The sequence below is a fragment of the Absicoccus sp. genome (assembly GCF_034090965.1).
GTDB lineage: Bacteria > Bacillota_I > Bacilli_A > Erysipelotrichales > Erysipelotrichaceae > Absicoccus > Absicoccus intestinalis.
In genome coordinates, this window is record NZ_JAXDRQ010000059.1 from 28,105 (window position 1) to 47,173 (window position 19,069).

Sequence of the window (19,069 nt, forward strand, 5' to 3'; positions counted from 1 at the left end):
TATAATGTAATTACTTTTGATAATTAGAAGCACAAAATGAATGATCGTGAAATGTTTGATGCGTTTTATCTAGCCAAACGGATTTGGGAGTTACAACCCGAATTGCCAGCTGGATTAAGTTCGCAAAGTATCCATATCTTGGATTGTATCCATCAATTAAAAAAACAAAAAAAGCTTGTTTATGTGAGTGATGTCAGTACCTTCTTAGAATTGCCACGTCCTGGCATCACCAAGTCCATTCGGCAATTAGCACAAATGGGTTATGTGGAAAAGAAAGCCGATGAACGGGATCATCGCATGGTTCAAGTTGAACTTACTTCACTGGGACAAGCCGTGGTCCAAACCTATGTGACCGATTATTTTCGATCCATTGAAAAAAAGTTAGTGAACATACCTGACACTTCGATTCATCAAATGGCGCAAACCATTGAACAAATTTATCAAGTTTTATGTAAGGGGGAAAATCAGGATGGAAGATGATCGTTTATCTGATTTTACCGTTGGCAATATTCCCAAAAAGATCTTAGCTTTTATGTTGCCGGTTTTGGGTGCCTTGATCCTGCAAGCCGCATATGGGGCGGTTGACTTACTTGTGGTTGGACAATTTGGTACGACCGCGGGATTATCCGGTGTATCCACAGGTTCGCAAATCTTAAACTTGATCACCTTAGTCGTCACCGGATCTTCCATGGCCGTAACCGTATTGATCAGTCGGTATTTAGGCGAAGATCGTGCTGATCGGATCAATCGTTTATTGGGATCCGCCTTTACGCTCTATGCCTTGGTGGCCCTGGTATTGTTTCTGTTGTTGTTTTTTGGTGCCCTGCCCATTACCCATTTGATGCAAGCACCCTCTCAAGCCGTTGATCTAACGGCACAATATATTCGGATTTGTGGCTCTGGTATCTTTTTTATTGTAGCCTATAATCTATTAAGCGCCATCTTTCGTGGTTTAGGAGATAGTCGTTCTCCTTTGTTGTTTGTGGGTATTGCCTGCATCATCAATATCATTGGTGATTTGTATTTTGTAGCCATCTTGCATATGAATGTAGCTGGTGCCGCCTTAGCCACGATTTTGGCCCAAGCCATCAGTGTGATCTTTGCGATTGGTTTATTAAAAAAACGCGTATCGGGCATTGAACTCAAACGAACCGACTTTGGCTTCAATGAAGAAACCATCCATATCTTAAAAATTGGCATTCCTTTGGCTTTACAAGATCTTTTGACCCAGATTTCCTTTGTGGTCGTCTGTGCCTTTGTTAACAGTCTAGGACTAACAGCTTCTTCGGGATATGGCATTGCCTGTAAGCTCATCAACTTTGCGATGCTTTTACCCAGTGCCTTGATGCAATCCAATGCCGCTTTTGTTTCGATGAATGTCGGTGCTAAAAGAGAAGATCGAGCCAGTCAAGGTACCAAAATATCCATTTGTGTTGGTTTGGTCTTTGGTTGTTTGGTTTTCTTATGTGTCTGGTTTGCCGGAGATCGCATGTGTGCCCTTTTCACCAAAGAAACCATCATTACCCAAGCCGCCTTTCAATATCTACGGGGATTCTCTTTTGAGACCATCGTTACAGCCATCTTATTTTCTTTGCTTGGTTATTTTAATGGCCATGAACGTACCCTTTGGAGCATGAGTCAAGGTATCCTGCAAACCTTTCTGGTCCGCATTCCATTTGCCTATTTCATGACCATCCAACATGCCGGATTATTCCTCATTGGTCTGGCTTCTCCCTTGGCTTCAACCTTTGGGGTCCTCTTAAATCTAATTTATTTATCGCGCTTTCGAAAACAAAATCCATGTTGAGAAACGAGCCATCACCCTATGGTTGATGGTTTTTTTATATTGCATAATTTTCTTTAACTATTTGTCTTTGTTAAAGGTGCGAGTTAAAATATTTGTATAGAACATCAACTAAACGAGGATCGTAACCGTGTTAGATATCATCAATCATTTTTTTAGAATGGGAATTTCTGAAGAGGATTACGAAAAGCTAAAGATCAACCTGAACAGCAAGAATCAAAAGAATCTCATTTTTTTATCCAGGATCCTTACCATACTCATGGTTCCTGGTCTTATTTTTGTTTATGTCTTCTATGGAGGACTCAAACCTAGATTCTGGATCTACCTGTCGCTTTTTGTCTTTACTTTTCTTTCTTTCCTTTTAGCCCATCGAGAAAGCAAATATACAAACTTGCAAATATATATTTTTATCAGCATTTTGATTGGCTATAGCATCGTATTGAGTACGCGCATGAATCCGGATATGATGGCCGTAAAATACATTGCCTTCATACTAGCCCTTCCGATGCTTTTTACCGACCAACCCATCCGCGTTAGTTTGTATATTTGTGCATGTACAGCCGTATTCATTCTATGTGCCATCCACTTTGATGCCCGCCACATCTTACCATTGGACATCTTTCATGCCCTGATTTTTGGAGCGGTAAGCATCGTAACGAGCACCTATCTTTCGAAAATCAAGATCCAACGTCTGTATTTCGAGAAGAAATGGAAAACAACGAGTGAAACGGACCTCATGACTGGTTTGCATAGCCGCAATCTTTATGAACAAAGATTGAACAGTTATCCAAAAACGTGCAAGAAAAATTTGATTTGTGTTTTTTTAGATGTGAATGGCCTTCACGAAATTGATATCCATCAGGGATACGATGTGGGTGATCGTGTTTTACAAATGACGGCTTCGATTTTTCAACAAGCATTGGGTCAAGAAAATACATTTCGGATTGGTGGAGATGAGTTTATTGCCCTCCTGCCAGATACCCAAAAGAATCACATTCAAGCCATCACAAAGCATATCTATGAACAAACCAGGCAATCGGGCATCTCGGTATCTATAGGCATATCCAACATGAACAAAGAAGATATGGATATCCATCTGCTTACAAAAAGGGCAGCCAAAGAAATGTCTGAAGTGAAACGTCGCTATTACCAAAATGCGAAAATCGACAGAAGGAGCAGATAATATGAAAACCTATACGATTTCAACGGATACTCGATCCTTTCTGGAAAATATTCCCATTCCATTGGCTGTGTATCAATATATAGAAGATCAGATCAAACCAATATTGGTATCCAAGGCCTATATCGAGCTTTTTGGATACAATAGCTGTCAAGAAGCGGTGTATAGTCTAGGTACAAATCTGTATCGAAATGTGCATCCCGAAGATATTGCGAGAATGGAAAAATATTCGTATCAGTTTAGTACCACACAGGAAAGTTATGATATTATTTTCCGAAACAAAAGAGAAGATCAATCGGACTATCATTTCATTCACGGAACAGGAAAATACATTTTGGTCGATGGTGCCAAATTGGCTTTCATTACGTATACCGATGAAAGTGTGAACGGGGACAATGACTCAAAAATCAAAGCTGTGCTTACAACGATCTCAAAGCAATATGCTTCATCGGATAGCATCGAATTCGCAAAATATTATGATCATCTAACGGGAATGCAAAATATGACCCATTTTCTTGATCATTCGATGACTGGAATCGAAAAGATCTGGAAAAAAGGTCAAATTCCGGTTATTTTGTATTTTGATTTATGTAATCTAAAAAAATATAACAGTCAATATGGATTAAAGGCTGGTGATAAACAAATCTGCCATCTTGCGAAACAAATTGGAAAATACTTTGATAAAGAGAAGAGTTCTCGTTTTGAAAGTGACCATTTTGTCGTTTATGCAGAAAACGATCAAATCGAATCCAAGCTCCATGCCCTTTTTTCCGCGATGAAAAAGGGAAATGATGAAAACAATCTTGCGGTAAAAGTAGGCATTTTCAAATTTAACAACGATGGCACGCGACTGACGGATGCTTGCGATCGCGCAAGACTGGCCTGCGATTCAATCACATCGACAACTGCATCCCAATTTGTTTGGTATGATAAGCGCATCCTGAAAAAAACTTCCTTAGAATTCTATATCATAAGGAATTTTGAAAAAGCCCTCCAAAAGGGATGGATCCAAGTTTGGTATCAACCCATCGTTCGTACCATAACCAAATCCATTTGTAACCAGGAAGCTTTAGTTCGATGGATGGATCCAACCTATGGTATGCTTTCTCCCGGACAATTTATTCCCATCCTTGAGGATACCAATCAAATATATCAATTGGACCTCTATGTCTTTGAACAGGCATGTAAAGACTATCGGCGAATGAAGACAAACGGACATACTGCCGTTCCTGTATCGATCAACTTTTCGCGAAAAGATTTTATGCACGATGATCTGCCTGACGTTATCGACAAGATCTCACAAAAATACGGTGTGCCAAGAGAATTCACCAACATAGAAATCACGGAAAGTGCCTTTGTAAAGAACATCGATCATGTGAAACCAAGCATACAACGATTCCATCAACTCGGTTACAAAGTATGGATGGATGATTTCGGTGCTGGATATTCTTCCTTAGGCGTATTAAAAGACTATTCTTTCGATGAATTAAAGCTGGATATGTCCTTTCTCAAAACCTTTAATGAAAAAACCAAGAACATTATCTCGGCCATCGTACGAATGTCGAAAAAGCTGGAAATTTCTACACTGGCTGAAGGCGTAGAGACGGAAGAACAATATCTTTTTCTACAAAAGATTGGTTGTGAAAAGATACAAGGATTTTACTTTGGCCGGCCCATGCCAATGGCGCAATTGCCTTTGTTTTACAAGCAAAAAGAATTGATAGTCGAACAGGCAAAATGGCGAGCCTATTTAACCAAACTCAGTCGGATTGATTATCTTACGGATAAACCGCTTTGTGTTATCGAAGATGATGGGACTCAGATGCATTTGTATTTCGTCAACGAAGCCTACATGAACGTTCTGAAAAAAGATAATGTGCATAGTATAAAAGACTGGGTCAATAAAATCAACACGATTGGTGATCCAATCCAGATTTTTCACAGGCAATATGCGAATCAACAACTACGAAAACATAAAGGGCCGCAGACTGCATCCTATCCTTCTGGGGATCATTACATTCAGCTGACCGGTGCCGTAGAAGCAAGGCAAGAGGATCGTTATCTTTATACCGTTCATATCCAGTATGTGGACATCAAAGCGGAAAATGTGGATCCAATCCGAATGGAAACCATTAGCAATCTGTATTATATGTGCAATGATATTGCCATCTACGATTTGGAAAACAACACAGTGGAAGGCATCAAATCCTCTTTGTCGGATCAACCGATGGGAATGGGTGTGGAACTTAATTTATCTAAGGTCGTCAATGCCTGGAAGGTCAATTACTGCTACCTTCCTGATCAAGAACGATTTGCGGAGTTTATGAATATAGCCACTCTCAAGACCCGCTTAAAATACAATAAAGACCAGGTGCTTACCGGATGGTTCCGAAGTATCACGGCATCGGGTGCCTATCGCTGGTTCCTTCATATCATTGTTCCGATCCAACGATCCAATTTCAACAAAGCGCTACATGTCACTCTAGAAGCGGGTTTGCGTGAATGCGATCTAGTCAAGATTGCTTCTTCTCTGAGTAGTTTAGTATATAACCAACAAAAGAATACAAATATAACCGGGGAGATCCTTTGGAAAAATATCCTTATGAATGCCAAAACCATGTATTTTTGGAAAGACAAACAAAGACGATTTGTTGGGGTGAGCCAAAGCTTCCTCAAATATTATGGCATCCATTCTGAAAAAGAATTGATTGGAAAAACAGACGAAGATATGATGTGGCACATCACGCCGGAACCTTTTAAAAATGATGAAGAAGAAGTACTGAAGACTGGAAAACCAACGTATCTAAAAAAAGGAAAGTGCATCGCTAACGGTGTGAATCGGAATATCTTTGCCAGCAAGATTCCCGTCTACCAGGATGGCAACATTATCGGCATCTTAGGTACCGCCATCGATGCCGATGAAATGAAAGATGTCGTTAATGAACAAAATGAACAATTTTCCATTGATCCGGTTACTGGCCTTGGCAATGCGAACAGTCTATCCAGCAGTATCCATTTCTATCTCAGCGAATACTGGCGCGCAGAAACCGATTTTGCGATGGTCAAGGTATATATTCCGGAATATCATGAAGTTGTAAAACTTTATGGACAGCATTCAGGCGACTGCTTGTTACAAAAAATTGGTCTAGTACTGAAAAACTGCATCCATACAGGTTGCGTCGTCGGTCGCATCCAAGATAGTATCTTCTACTTATTGATGCACTTTGACAATAAGGAAGACGTACGAAAGATGGCTCGACAAATTCGATTGGGCATCGAATCGATACGGAAAGCGGATCAATGGAGCGGAAATTGCTCGGCCATCATTACCGCTGTGTATTCCGATGATTCGACGGGAAATATCAATTCGTATATCACCAATGTATTTGATACGATCCTCATCAGCAAACATCATGAAAAACTCTAAAAAATTCCATAACGTTTCAAAAAAGCTGTAACGATTACTCGCTACAGCTTTTCTTATAAACCTATCGCATGGAAGGCTTGATCCAAATCCTGGATGATATCTTGCGGATCTTCCAAACCTACACTAAAGCGAATAAAGCCCTTTTGAAACTGCGGTGGATACAAATGGATCCGTTCATCATAACTCGATTGTGGAAAGATCAAACTTTCATCATGTCCCAACGAAACCGCAAACGTCACCACTTTCAGATGGGCGCAAAATTGTTCAATAGTCTTATCATCGGCTTGCAGTCCAAACGAAATCACACCACCAAACCCTTTCATTTGTTGCTTGGCCAATTCATGCTGCGGATGCGATTTCAAGCCTGGGTAAGATACAAATGTTACATGCTCGCGTTGTTCTAGCCATTGCGCTATTTGTAAAGTCGACTGATTGATCCGTTCCATTCGCAAAGGGAAAGTCACCGACCCACGAAAGATTTGCCATGCATTGAATGGACTGATGATCGAGCCCACATTGACTTGGGCTTCATAGCGAATGCGATCCATGGTTTCCAGATCATTTGAGAGAATAGCTCCGCCTTGCGCATCCCCATGTCCATTGATAAATTTGGTCAAGGCATCGACCACAAAATCAGCACCAAGTTCCAATGGTCGTTGATTCAATGGCGACGCAAACGTATTATCCACCGACAAAACAGCCCCATTTTCATGAGCAATTTTCGCAATTTTGGCAATATCACTGAGTCCAACCGTTGGATTATCCGGCGTTTCGATATGCACCAATTTCGTATTGGGCGTGATTGCTTTTTTTACCGCTTCTAGATCGGTCATATCGACCATGACCGTTTCTACCCCAAATTTCTGATTAAATAATTCATGGAACAAACGATACACAGCCATATAACTGACTTTTGGATAGACTACGCGATCGCCGGTTTTTAATAAGGTCCAAAATAGTGCATGCAAAGCAGCGACCCCACTTGCCAAAACGATGGCATCATCGGCATGGTATAAGGCCGCTACTTTTTCTTCCAACCAATGTTGGTTGGGATTGCCGTTGCGTGCATACATCAAAAGATCTGTCGAAGAATAATTCACTTGCGATAGATCATCGGGTAATTTATAGCTATTGGCCATATGCAACGGTCGACGAACGGCACCGGTTTCTTCATCATAATCCGTTCCCGTATGGATGGCCTGTGTCGTAATATCATAATCTTTAAATGGATTGCGTTTCTTTGCCATAAAAAAATCTCCTTACATGTGTAAGGAAATTATAAGGGGGAATGCCTTCTTTTCATTCTATAAATTCATGATATCCATCTTATAAAAAATTTATATCGACATCGTGATAGTCTGGATTTCGTTGAAATTCTTTTTGGGCATAGGAACAAATCGGATCTATTTTTACACCGCGATTTCTTGCTTCCTGCACGACTTGTGCCACCAATTTTCGAGCAATGCCCTGCCCTCCATAGGCTGGATCCACTTCGGTATGGATCAATTGCCAAATGGAATCTTTGACTGTATACTCACATTTTCCGATACATGTCTTCTCATCATACGCCGCTACTCGATTTTTGTCTGGTTCATGTATAATTTTGATCATAAGAACTCCTTTTTTCTTATTCTAACACAATTTGTACATTCAAAGAACTTGCGGGATCACTGGCCATTTGTAGCGCTTGTTCCAGATCATCCAATCGATAGGTATGACTGATCAAGTTTTTGATGGGCCAACGGTGCGATGCCATCATCGCCAATACATCTTCAACATCTTCGGGCATATAACCACCCGAACCAATTAGACTTTTTTGGGCAAAGGATAAAGCGAGAAAATCGACATTACGATAGCGAGGACCCACCGCTACTTCCACAAAACGACTTTCAATTTTGCCTTGCTGCATAAAACAGGTCCATACCGCTTCATCACCGGCCGCATCGATCCAAATATCCACATTGGCACGCTGTGAAGAGGTTTGGCCAAAATAGGCAAGTGCTTGTTTGGGCATGTCTTGAAAGGTTGTTACTGGAAAACCTAAAGATCTTGCGATTTCCAATCGTTTTTTAGACAGATCGACGACCATCACTTTTTTCAGACCAAAATACTGCAAAGCAATCGCAGCCGCTAGGCCAATGGTCCCCGCCCCAAACACTATAGCTGTTTGTCCGGCTTGTGGTTGGGCTCTTCGTGCCGCTCGTGTGCCCACACTAAAGGGTTCGATCATACAAGCTTCCTCATTCGATATCGCTTCTGGCACGGCATAAAGCGACTGATTCCATTTTGGTTGGGGAATCAATATATATTCAGAAAAAGCACCCAACGTTCCTGCACGTGATGGATCGTTTCTTGCCAGTCGTGGATACGGATAGACTCGCTGCCCTACATGAAATTGCTCTTGTATCTCATGACCGACGGCAACAATTTCTGAAACCGTTTCATGACCAAATTCTTGCCCCACCGTGATTCGATGTGAACCATCAGGTCCATGTTGATAGACGGCCACATCGGTTCCACAAATACTACTTCGAAGATTGCGAATCAAGACTTCTTTGGGCCCCACTTTAGGTGTAGGTATCTGTTGAATTTCTATGGCTTGTTTGCCATGATAATTAGCTGCTTTCATAGGTTCTCCTTTGATTTGACAGTTCAAGCATACCATAGTATATTTCTTGTACAATCATCAATATCACCATAAGTGTTGTGATAATAAATGGAGACTGTATGAACACCAAAAACAATCAGCGCTTTAAAGACAATGAAAAACGTTTTGAACAAGCTTTACTACAATTATCCAAAACAATGCCTTATCAAAAAATGACTGTACGCGCACTTTGCGAACAAGCCCATCTCAATCGTACGACGTTTTATGCGCATTATTACGATATCGAAGACATGATTGAAAAAATGGAAGCTCATATGCATGAAGATCTATTGGCTCGTTTTGATACGACCAATCATGCCCTCTTTTCGCCATCCTCGTTTACTACTTTCTTACACTATATCAAAGACCACCAATCGTTTTATCGCATCGCACTGCATACCCGTCATATCTTTCCTTTACAACAAGGCTATGATCCTTTATGGAAAGAGGTCATTCAACCTTTATGTATCCAAAATGGCATCACAGATCCCGATGAAATGACCTATTATTTGATCTATTTTCAAGCCGGCTTTACGATGGCTTTGCGCCATTGGGTCGATACGAACTGTCAAATGTCCGAAAAACAGTTCGCTCAACTCCTCATACATTGTCTTCCTTCGATTTGGCAAGAAAAAAAGAACCTCCCAAAAGAGGTTCTTGCATATTAAATATTGAATGTTTCGTTAGCTGTAATGATAGCGTTATTGTATACTTCTTCCCAAGTACAACCACGAGACAAGTCATTGATTGGGGCATTCAAACCTTGAAGCAATGGTCCCATTGCTGTATATCCACCTAAACGAGAAGCAATCTTGTAACCAATGTTTCCAGCCGAAATATTAGGGAAGATGAATGTATTGGCATGACCAGCCACTTTTGATTCTGGATATTTTTTCTTAGCTACTTCTTCATCAACCGCACAGTCAAACTGCATTTCACCATCCACTGGGAAGTCCAATGGCATTTCTTTTAATTTTGCCAAGCACTCCTGCATCTTGGTCACATCATCGCCTTTGGCAGAACCATGCGTAGAGAAAGACAACAACGCAACCACTGGATCTTTGCCAAAGTTCTTTGTGGAACGAGCGGTTTGAAGCGTAATATCAACCAATTGACTGGCACTTGGATTGATATTGATACCACAATCACCAAATACCAATTGATCATCACCTTTGATCAATAAGAAACAACTGGAAACGATCTTATTACCAGGTGCACATTTGATTAATTGTAAAGCTGGACGTACAGTATCTGCTGTTGAATACGTGGCTCCACCCAATAAACCATCCGCTTTTTTCATCTTGACCAACATGGTTCCAAAATAGTTGGCTTGCAGCAACAATTCATGCGCATGTTCTTCAGTTAACTTCCCTTTACGAAGTTCCATCATCAAGTTGAACATTTCTCCATTATCTTCATACGTCGCAGGATCGATTTGTTCACAACCCGTCAAATCAAAACCATGTTCCTTTTCTACTTTCGCAATTTCTTCTTTATTTCCTAATAAGACTGGAACACAAATATCATCAGCTACCAAATGTTGAGCTGCCTCTTGAATTCGATAATCATTACCTTCTGTAAAAACCAAACGAATCTTTTTTCCTTGTACTTTTTGTTTCAATTCATCAAGAATCATCGATATGTACCTCTTTTCCGTATCAAGTATAAAACATCTATGGATGACTTTCCATAAAGATATTATTTTCACAAATAAATGTAAGCGATTAATCCTTTAAGAACCAAACCGTCATGGTCGTGCCCTGATGAGGCTTGGAATCCACAAAGAGTTTGGCATGCAACGTTTGCGCCGCATGTTTGACAATGGATAAGCCAAGTCCCGTACCACCCACGGCTTTGGAATGGGATTTATCCACGCGATAGAATCGCTCAAAGATACGGGCTTGATGCTCCAAAGGAATGCCAATTCCATCATCTTTGACTTGAAAGATCACATAGTTTTCATCATCATCGATGGTCACATCCACATGACCACCTGGATGGTTGTATTTGATCGCATTGTCACAAATATTATAGACAATACTTTGCAACAATTGCGGAATCGCATTGATCGTTTCTTGTTTGCCATGCAACGCCAAATGCACCTGGGCTCCATTGGCTTTATCCGTTAAACTATCCAACATTTGTTGCGTGAATGCATATAAGTCAATGTCTTCATACTGCATATCGGTGGTGCCTTCATCCAAATGTGACAATTTGATGATATCTTCTACCAAGGCAATCATACGTTGCGCTTCCCGATAGATTTCATGCACAAATTTGGTTTGATCTTCCGGTTTGACCATACCGCTTTGCAGCAACTCGGCACAACCGGAAATCGTATGTAATGGTGTTTTCAATTCATGCGATACATTGGCCGTAAATTCCCGACGCAATTTTTCGGCTTGTTCTTTTTCCGTCACATTCAACATCAACAAAGCCATGCCAGAAACGTGATCATGATAAAAGATCGGACTGGCAATCAATTGATAATCTTCCCGATTGATGGGATAAATCATTTCCGATTGTTTCCCTTCACGACATCGATCCAATAAATCATTCAGTTCTAAGGAGCGATTGACCGTTAAGATATCCTTACCAATATTTGCTGAAGTACCACCCAACAACTGTTTGGCTTTGCGATTGATCGATAAAATGATGCCTTCCCGATTCAATAAGATCAAGCCTTCATTCATATTGTTCGTGACGGCATCAAACTCATCTTCTTTTTGATGCAACTTTCGCGATTGCGCTTTCAATTGCACTTGTTGCTGGTCAATTCTGGTCAAGAATGGTGTCAATTCTTCATAATGATCATTGACCAAAGGATTATCCAGATCGGTATTATTCAATGGCTTCACGATGCGATTGGATACCCGTCTTGCCAAAAAGAGCGATAATAAAATGATCAAGATCAAAATCCCAAAGATGGGTTGCATCATGGTAAAGGCTAAGCTCCAAATGGTTTTTTGATCGCAGGATAAACGAAGGATCGTCCCATCCTTTAACTTTTGGGCATAATATAACGATTGTTGCATGATCGTATCGGAACGCCGATTGGCTTGGCCCACTCCTTTTTTTAAGGCTTGTTTGACCTCGGTTCGATTGGCATGATTATCCATCGTTTTGGCATCTTCTTGATTATCATACAAGACCGTTCCATCGGTATCGATCCAAGTGATCCGATAATCCGTGGTCTTGCGCATATGAGTAAAATACTCCATACCTTCATCATTGACGGCTTTGGCGGCCAATTCCGTTTGTACAGCCAGTTGCTGCACTTCTTCGGTCGTAAAATAATTATAAAGTCGTCCCATGATCAACGTAAAAACGGCCACAAGGACCGCAAATGCCACCAAACAAATAGAACGAAAAATCTGTTTTTTCATTGAGGAATCTCCATCCGATAGCCAACCCCACGTACAGTACGAATGTAAGAGCCACAATCTTGTAGTTTCGTACGCAAAGTTCCTACATGTACATCTACCGTTCGTGTTTCACCAAAATAATCCGATTCCCAGATATTGGATAATAATTGTTCTCTCGTAAAGACACGATTGATATTTTCCATGAACAAGCGCAATAACTCATATTCTTTCAAAGTCAACTGTACTCGTTGACCATGGACTTTCACAATGTGTGCGCCCAGATCCAATTCCAAATTTCCGGCTTGTAAGACCATTTGTTCCGGATTGGGTTTGGTCCGTCGCAAGACCGCTTTCACTCTAGAAACCATTTCCATCATCCCAAACGGTTTGGCCAAATAATCATCCGCTCCTAGATCCAACCCGATGACCTTATCGTATTCTGTACCTTTGGCCGAAGCCATGATGACCGGAATATCTTTCATGTCTGGATCTTTTTTCATCTTCTTTAAGATTTCGATTCCATCCATATCGGACAACATGATATCCAACATCACTAAATCGGGATGATTCATCAACATGGCTTGAAAATACGATTTACCATCTTTAAATCCTTTGACTTCAAAGCCACTGGCTTCCAAAGTATACATCATCATATTACGAATGCTTTCATCATCTTCCACTAAATAAATCATACACATTCCTCTTTCTTTGTATCTATCAAATCTTGCGCAATATGACTGGCATGATCGCCAATTCGTTCAAAGTATTTCGCAATCATAAAAATATTCAAGGCATCCTCACTATCGATGGTTTGATCGTGTAGTCGTTGCACCAAAGACGCTTTGATCGTATCAAAACAAGCATCGACAATATCATCATACTTTACGACCGATCGTGCCAATGGAATGTCCTGATTCACAAACGCATCAATACAATGGCTCACCATATATATGGTAGATAATGCCATATCTTCCAGATCTCTTGTCTTCAAATGACTGGAAGCCATGATTTCTACAATATCCAACGCATGATCGGCCATGCGTCGAATGTTGCCAGCCATACTTTGCGCTTCATGAATTTGTTTCAGATCACTCGCCACGGGTTGTTGCGATAATACCAGTCGCATACAACGTTGTTCAATATCTTCCTCTTTTTCTTTCATTTGTTGGGCTTGTTGCGTCATCGTTAACGCAAAACTTGTATCGCCGGTTGGCAAAGCATGAGCCGCCTTTGCCAACATGGTCTCACATAAGGATCCCATTAAAACTAAATCTCGATATAAACTTTGTAGTTGTTGGTCCAGTTGTACGCGCATAGATTCTCCCTCTTTGGCTCAGTGTATCATTTGTTTGTAAAAGCTTTGTAAAAATCGCCAACGAAATATAAAGAACCACAAACTAAGGCTCGATCTTTGGTTTTTCGCAACTCGACCATCAATTGTTTTTCATTGATGAGCGGATACGGCAACGTTTTCAGATCATACAATCGTGATGTATCCATCGACACCAAAGTGATCGGACAATCCAACTTTGCCAATAATGCCAACATCTCTTTGGCCTTTTTATCTTTTAAGACCGAGAAATAAATATGTCCATCAAAATGGCCCAAGGAAGCAACCAATGCTTCGATGCCTTCTTTATTATGTGCTCCATCTACAATGATCAATGGATCTTTTCGGGCAATGGTAAATCGACCCGCCCAATGAAAATGATCGATGACCGATTGAACACAATCTGGATCCAATGTATATCCCAAATAATTCAAACCTTCTAAAGCGAGGGATATGTTATAAATTTGGTATTTTGGTGGATGCAACACATACGTATGATTTTCCCATTCAAAAAGCACTTGATGATCATCGGTTTCTTTATAAGGAATTTCCACAAAACCAAGCAACGTCCCCATATAACCAGCTACTTGTTCCATGACCTTTTTGGCATTGGGCTTGGTCTCCGTGGTTAAGGCCACATACCCCGGTTTAAAGATGCCCGCTTTCTCATAACTGATTTGTTCGATGGTATCCCCTAAGATTGCACAATGTTCCAAACCTACATTGGTGATCATGACCAAGTTATAATCCAGGGCCGTCGTGGCATCCAAACGTCCTCCTAACCCCACTTCGATCAGAGCGATGGCCACATTTTGTTCTAAAAAATAAGCGATGGCCATCCATAAGTCGATCTCAAACATGGTTAGGTTTTCTTTTTCAAAAAAAGTTTCATATTGCCGATAGATCCGCAACCAATCTTCTTGACTGATCATTTTCTCATTGATGCAGATCCGCTCACGATGAGAAACCAAATGCGGCGAAGTAAATACACCGGTCTTCACTCCTTGATACGACAAGAGCTGATTCATCCACGCAACGGTCGATCCCTTCCCATTGGTTCCTCCGACTTGGATCTTTGGCAATTGCGTATGTTGAGGCATTGCTTCACTTAGCCATTGTCGATACTGATGAATATCATGATTCAATCCCTTTTTGGTTTCTATATATTTTATTGTTGCTTCATAATCCATGGTGTTATTATAACATGTAACGGAGGTCTTTTATGAAAATGAATAATGATTGGCAAGCTTTATTTGATCAAGAAATCCAAAAAGACTATTTAAAGAAAATTGATTATTTCCTTGCCAAAGAATATAAAACCAAACACATTTATCCTGCTGCGCCCAACATCTTCCATGCCTTTCAAAGAACATCTCTAGAACAGACGAAAGTCGTCATTCTTGGTCAAGATCCCTATCATGGTCCTGGCCAAGCCCAGGGATTTAGCTTTAGTGTGCCTGCCGATTTTCGTTTGCCTCCTTCCCTGCAAAATATTTATAAAGAATTAGAAAATGAATATGGCCAACCCATCCATCGTAGTGGAGATCTGAGTGATTGGGCCGATCAAGGTGTCTTGCTTCTGAATACCATTTTAACAGTAGAACAGGGCAAGCCTTTGTCACATCAGAATATTGGCTGGCAACAGTTCACCAACGAAGCTCTTTCTTGGATCAATAAAAAAGAAGGCCCGGTCGCCTTCTTATTATGGGGAGCCAAAGCCAAAAGTGTATTGCCGCTTTTGACCAACCCCGATCATTTGATCTTAATGAGTCCGCATCCCAGTCCATTCAGTGCCAATCGTGGTTTCTTTGGCAATAATCATTTTAAATTAGCCAATGAATATCTGATGGCTCATGGTCAAACCCCGATTCACTGGACCGAATCCAACTTGTAGTTATTTATCTTCTTGAAGTTCAAATAAAATATCGCGCAATTGGGCAGCCCGTTCAAAATCCAATGTTCGTGCTGCCTCTTTCATTTCTGCACTGATGCTTTGGATCATCTTTTCTTTATCTTTCTTACCAATACGACGTCTCTTGAGATATTTCGCCGTCATTTCCTTGGTCTCTTTGGAACGCACTACATCATGAATAGGTTTGATGATCGTTTTTGGTACGATTCCATGCGCTTCATTATAAGCCATCTGGATCTTACGACGACGCGCCGTTTCATCCATCGCTGCTTGCATGGATTCCGTGATCGTATCCGCATACATTATGACTTTTCCTTCGGCATTTCGTGCCGCACGCCCAATGATCTGGATCAGTGAACGACGAGATCGTAAGAATCCTTCTTTGTCTGCATCCAAGATCGCAATCAAACTCACTTCTGGAATATCCAGTCCTTCTCGTAACAAGTTGATTCCAACCAATACATCATATTTGCCCGCTCGCAGATCATGAATGATCTCGGTTCGTTCTATGGTCTTTACTTCATGATGCAACCACGCTACTTTTAGATCCATTTCCTTCAAATACGAAGTCAGATCTTCGGCCATACGCACTGTCAAGGTCGTGATCAATACGCGCTGTTTCTTGGCAATTCGCATCTTGATTTCATCCACCAGATCATCCACTTGCCCTTCAATCGGGCGCACTTCTACTTCCGGATCCAACAAGCCCGTTGGCCGAATGATTTGTTCCACATATTGACCATGGGTTTGTTCCAATTCCCAATCACCGGGTGTGGCCGATACAAAGATGGCTTGATTGATCAAAGACGTAAATTCTTCAAAACGTAACGGACGATTGTCTAAGGCACTGGGCAGACGAAAACCATATTCGACCAATACTTTTTTGCGGGCTTGATCGCCATTGTACATACCTCGTATTTGTGGCAAAGAAACATGACTTTCATCCACGACCAATAAATAGTCTTTGGGAAAGTAATCAAACAAAGTATACGGTCTTTCACCGGGTTTTCGACCATCGATATGTCGTGAATAATTCTCAATGCCGGGACAAAATCCCAATTCGCGTAAGGCTTCGATATCGTAGCGACAACGTTGTTCCAAGCGTTCTTTTTCTAAGGGTTTATCGGCTTTCTCAAAATAGTCCAAGCGATCTTCTAATTCGGCTTCGATCGTATCGGCGGCATGGTGGATCACATCCATGCTGGAAGCATAGGCATGGGCTGGATAGATCACATACAATTGATACGATTCATTGACTTTTCCCGTTATCGGATCCACTTCACTGATACGGTCAATTTCATCGCCAAAGAATTCCACACGAATCAAATATTTATCGGTATGTCCTGGGGTAATTTCGATGACATCGCCACGTACCCGAAAGGTACCAGGCAGTGGATCGGTATCATTGCGCTTATATTGTTGGCCGACCAGCTGCATCATAAAATCATTTCGTTCGATTTCATCACCCACATGGATCGTAAACAACATATGACGATAATGATCCGGGTTGGAAGCACCATAGATTGATGCGACAGAAGCGACAATGATGGTATCTCTTCGTTCCAAGACACTATTGACTGCAGCCATGCGCAACATGTCCAATTCTTCATTGGTCTTCGTGCTTTTATCAATATACGTATCGGTTTTGGGAAGATACGCTTCGGGTTGATAATAGTCAAAATAGGAAACAAAGTATTCGACCCGATTGTGCGGAAAGAATTCCTTGAATTCCGAATACAATTGGCCAGCCAAGGTCTTATTGTGTGCAAACACGAGGGTGGGTCGATTGACTTGTGCAATCACATTGGAAATAGTAAATGTCTTTCCGGTACCGGTTGCACCCATCAAAACTTGGTACTTCTTTTTTTCTTTTAATCCTTCCACCAGCGATTGAATGGCTTGGGGCTGATCACCACTGGGTTGATAATCCGAAACCAATTCAAATGTATCCTTCATAAACCCTCCTATTGTGCCAATTGGACAGCTTTCACATATTGTGGATCTTCACTATATTCATTCGCATAGACTTGTTGGGAAATCACTTCCAATAAGGTATCCCAAGTGGTTTTGTCACAAATACCAGTTGCGTCTAGATCATGATCCCTTTGAAATTGTTTGAGTGCTTGCGCACTTTGTTCACTAAAATACGTATCGGTCCGATCCACATCATAGCCTAGATATTTTAAATAGGTTTGAAGCGCTTTGGCATTGGTGTAAACATGGTCTGCTTTCATGGTGGCTGTTTTTTTCATTTCTTTATAATTTACCTTTGTCACATCCAAAGGTTGTACTTCTACATCGGGTTTCCATCCTTTATTATTGATGGAATCGCCATTTGGATCCAGCCATTCGGCAACCGTGTATTTCATGGATGTTCCATCTTCAAAAGAAACTTGCGTTTGTTCCGTGCCTTTGCCATAGGTTGTGGTGCCGACCGTAGTCACTTTATTGCCCAAGCCGGCTTTTAAAGCCCCAATCACAACTTCCGAAGCACTGGCCGTATCTTCATTTTGGAGAACGATGATCGTATCCATCTTGATTTGTTTAAAGTGATCGTTGGTGCGCGTCTTGGTGATCTTTCCTTGACTGTCTTTTTCTTCAAATACGACGGAATGAGCCGGCAATAAAACCGATGCCACTTCTTGGGCAGCCACTAAATAGCCACCGCCATTGTTGCGCAGATCCAAAACGATCGAGCTCACGCCTTGTTTATGAGCGCGTTCGACGGCATTTTCAAAACTGGAACCGGTATGAGAGGAAAAACTGGATATCCCGATGATGGCGACATGGCCACTCAATCGATAAGTGACACTCGCATCAAAATCGGTCGGTTTGATCTTGGTGGTCTTATTTTTTTCATTGCGAATCAAATGAACCGTGACTTTCTTCGTTTGTTTCTTGATGTATTTGACAACGGCATCTGCTCCTTTTTTTGCACAAACTTGATCATTGACTGCCGTAATGATATCGCCTTGTTGCAGGCCCGCTTGATCAGCAGCGGAATCAATGAATACCGATCGGATCACGATGTTGCCATCACCATTGACATAATAACTAAAGCCAAGTCCGGATGAACTTCCTTCCAATGTTTGGGCAAATTGTTTGGATTGCTTCAAATTAAAATAATTAGTGTGAGGATCTTTTTCCAGGGTAGTCATTCCCGTAATGGCTTGTTCCATCAAGGTCTGATCTAAATTCTTGGTCTTATTGGCATAGTACCATTTTTTGGTCAAGATGGAATAAATCGCATCAAATTTATTTTGCTCATCGGTCGAGGTTGCTTTTTGGGGCAGGAACATGCCAGCCCCAAAACTGATCACACACGCAATCACGAGTATCCATTTGTATTTTTTCGTCATCGAAACAGTTCCTCCTGTTTGTCTTGTTTATTGTACCATGCACGT

16 protein-coding genes are annotated in these 19,069 nt (G+C 41.2%); 6 read left to right on the forward strand and 10 right to left on the reverse strand.

Annotated features, from left to right (window positions below; translation table 11 throughout):
• Positions 1-36: 36 nt before the first annotated feature.
• From SOS22_RS08775 to SOS22_RS08790, 4 genes are all read left to right on the forward strand, one after another.
• Complete coding sequence (locus tag SOS22_RS08775) at positions 37-480, forward strand: MarR family winged helix-turn-helix transcriptional regulator (RefSeq protein ID WP_320325538.1); 444 nt, start codon at positions 37-39, stop codon at positions 478-480.
• The gene (locus tag SOS22_RS08780; RefSeq protein ID WP_320596957.1) at positions 470-1,807 is read left to right on the forward strand and encodes an MATE family efflux transporter; all 1,338 of its coding nucleotides are present in this window, start codon (positions 470-472) and stop codon (positions 1,805-1,807) included. Before SOS22_RS08775 ends, SOS22_RS08780 begins: the two co-directional genes overlap by 11 nt.
• 388 nt (positions 1,808-2,195) lie before the next feature.
• On the forward strand, positions 2,196-2,987 hold the full coding sequence (locus SOS22_RS08785; RefSeq protein ID WP_320325540.1) for a GGDEF domain-containing protein: 792 nt from the start codon (positions 2,196-2,198) through the stop codon (positions 2,985-2,987).
• Position 2,988: 1 nt separating this feature from the next.
• Complete coding sequence (locus SOS22_RS08790) at positions 2,989-6,411, forward strand: EAL domain-containing protein (RefSeq protein ID WP_320596958.1); 3,423 nt, start codon at positions 2,989-2,991, stop codon at positions 6,409-6,411.
• A gap of 53 nt (positions 6,412-6,464) precedes the next feature.
• Here the strand turns inward: SOS22_RS08790 and SOS22_RS08795 are convergent, their stop codons facing one another.
• The 3 genes from SOS22_RS08795 to SOS22_RS08805 form a co-directional block, all read right to left on the reverse strand.
• The gene (locus SOS22_RS08795; RefSeq protein WP_320596959.1) at positions 6,465-7,658 is read right to left on the reverse strand and encodes a PLP-dependent aspartate aminotransferase family protein; all 1,194 of its coding nucleotides are present in this window, start codon (positions 7,656-7,658) and stop codon (positions 6,465-6,467) included.
• A 79-nt stretch (positions 7,659-7,737) separates the two neighbouring features.
• Positions 7,738-8,022 carry a GNAT family N-acetyltransferase gene (locus SOS22_RS08800; protein WP_320596960.1) on the reverse strand — a complete coding sequence of 95 codons (285 nt, stop codon included), beginning with the start codon at positions 8,020-8,022 and terminating at the stop codon, positions 7,738-7,740.
• Positions 8,023-8,038: 16 nt separating this feature from the next.
• Complete coding sequence (locus SOS22_RS08805) at positions 8,039-9,040, reverse strand: zinc-dependent alcohol dehydrogenase (RefSeq protein WP_320596961.1); 1,002 nt, start codon at positions 9,038-9,040, stop codon at positions 8,039-8,041.
• Positions 9,041-9,138: 98 nt separating this feature from the next.
• On the opposite strand from SOS22_RS08805, the gene SOS22_RS08810 reads away from it, so the two are divergent.
• Positions 9,139-9,726, forward strand: coding sequence for a TetR-like C-terminal domain-containing protein (locus SOS22_RS08810; protein WP_320596962.1), 588 nt, complete (start codon positions 9,139-9,141; stop codon positions 9,724-9,726).
• On the opposite strand, the gene pta is transcribed toward SOS22_RS08810, so the two are convergent.
• The 5 genes from pta to SOS22_RS08835 all read right to left on the reverse strand — a co-directional run bounded on the left by pta (position 9,723) and on the right by SOS22_RS08835 (position 14,943).
• Complete coding sequence (pta, locus tag SOS22_RS08815) at positions 9,723-10,694, reverse strand: phosphate acetyltransferase (RefSeq protein ID WP_320325546.1); 972 nt, start codon at positions 10,692-10,694, stop codon at positions 9,723-9,725. The genes SOS22_RS08810 and pta overlap by 4 nt on opposite strands.
• Positions 10,695-10,782: 88 nt before the next feature.
• Entirely contained in the window at positions 10,783-12,444 is a 1,662-nt protein-coding gene (locus tag SOS22_RS08820; protein WP_320596963.1) for an ATP-binding protein, read from the reverse strand.
• Positions 12,441-13,115, reverse strand: a complete 675-nt coding sequence (locus tag SOS22_RS08825) for a response regulator transcription factor (RefSeq protein WP_320325548.1) — start codon at positions 13,113-13,115, stop codon at positions 12,441-12,443. The genes SOS22_RS08820 and SOS22_RS08825 overlap by 4 nt, the downstream gene beginning before the upstream one ends.
• On the reverse strand, positions 13,112-13,738 hold the full coding sequence (gene phoU / locus SOS22_RS08830; protein ID WP_320596964.1) for a phosphate signaling complex protein PhoU: 627 nt from the start codon (positions 13,736-13,738) through the stop codon (positions 13,112-13,114). The genes SOS22_RS08825 and phoU overlap by 4 nt, the downstream gene beginning before the upstream one ends.
• A 26-nt stretch (positions 13,739-13,764) precedes the next feature.
• Positions 13,765-14,943, reverse strand: coding sequence for a bifunctional folylpolyglutamate synthase/dihydrofolate synthase (locus SOS22_RS08835; protein WP_320596965.1), 1,179 nt, complete (start codon positions 14,941-14,943; stop codon positions 13,765-13,767).
• Between the two features lie 32 nt (positions 14,944-14,975).
• Here SOS22_RS08835 and SOS22_RS08840 point away from each other — a divergent pair, with 32 nt between their 5' ends.
• Complete coding sequence (locus tag SOS22_RS08840) at positions 14,976-15,647, forward strand: uracil-DNA glycosylase (protein WP_320596966.1); 672 nt, start codon at positions 14,976-14,978, stop codon at positions 15,645-15,647.
• On the opposite strand, the gene uvrB is transcribed toward SOS22_RS08840, so the two are convergent.
• Both uvrB and SOS22_RS08850 read right to left on the reverse strand, forming a co-directional pair.
• A complete protein-coding gene (gene uvrB / locus SOS22_RS08845; protein ID WP_320325552.1) occupies positions 15,648-17,621 on the reverse strand; it encodes an excinuclease ABC subunit UvrB in 1,974 nt (657 codons plus the stop codon).
• A gap of 8 nt (positions 17,622-17,629) precedes the next feature.
• On the reverse strand, positions 17,630-19,024 hold the full coding sequence (locus tag SOS22_RS08850) for a S41 family peptidase (protein WP_320596967.1): 1,395 nt from the start codon (positions 19,022-19,024) through the stop codon (positions 17,630-17,632).
• Positions 19,025-19,069 lie beyond the last annotated feature (45 nt).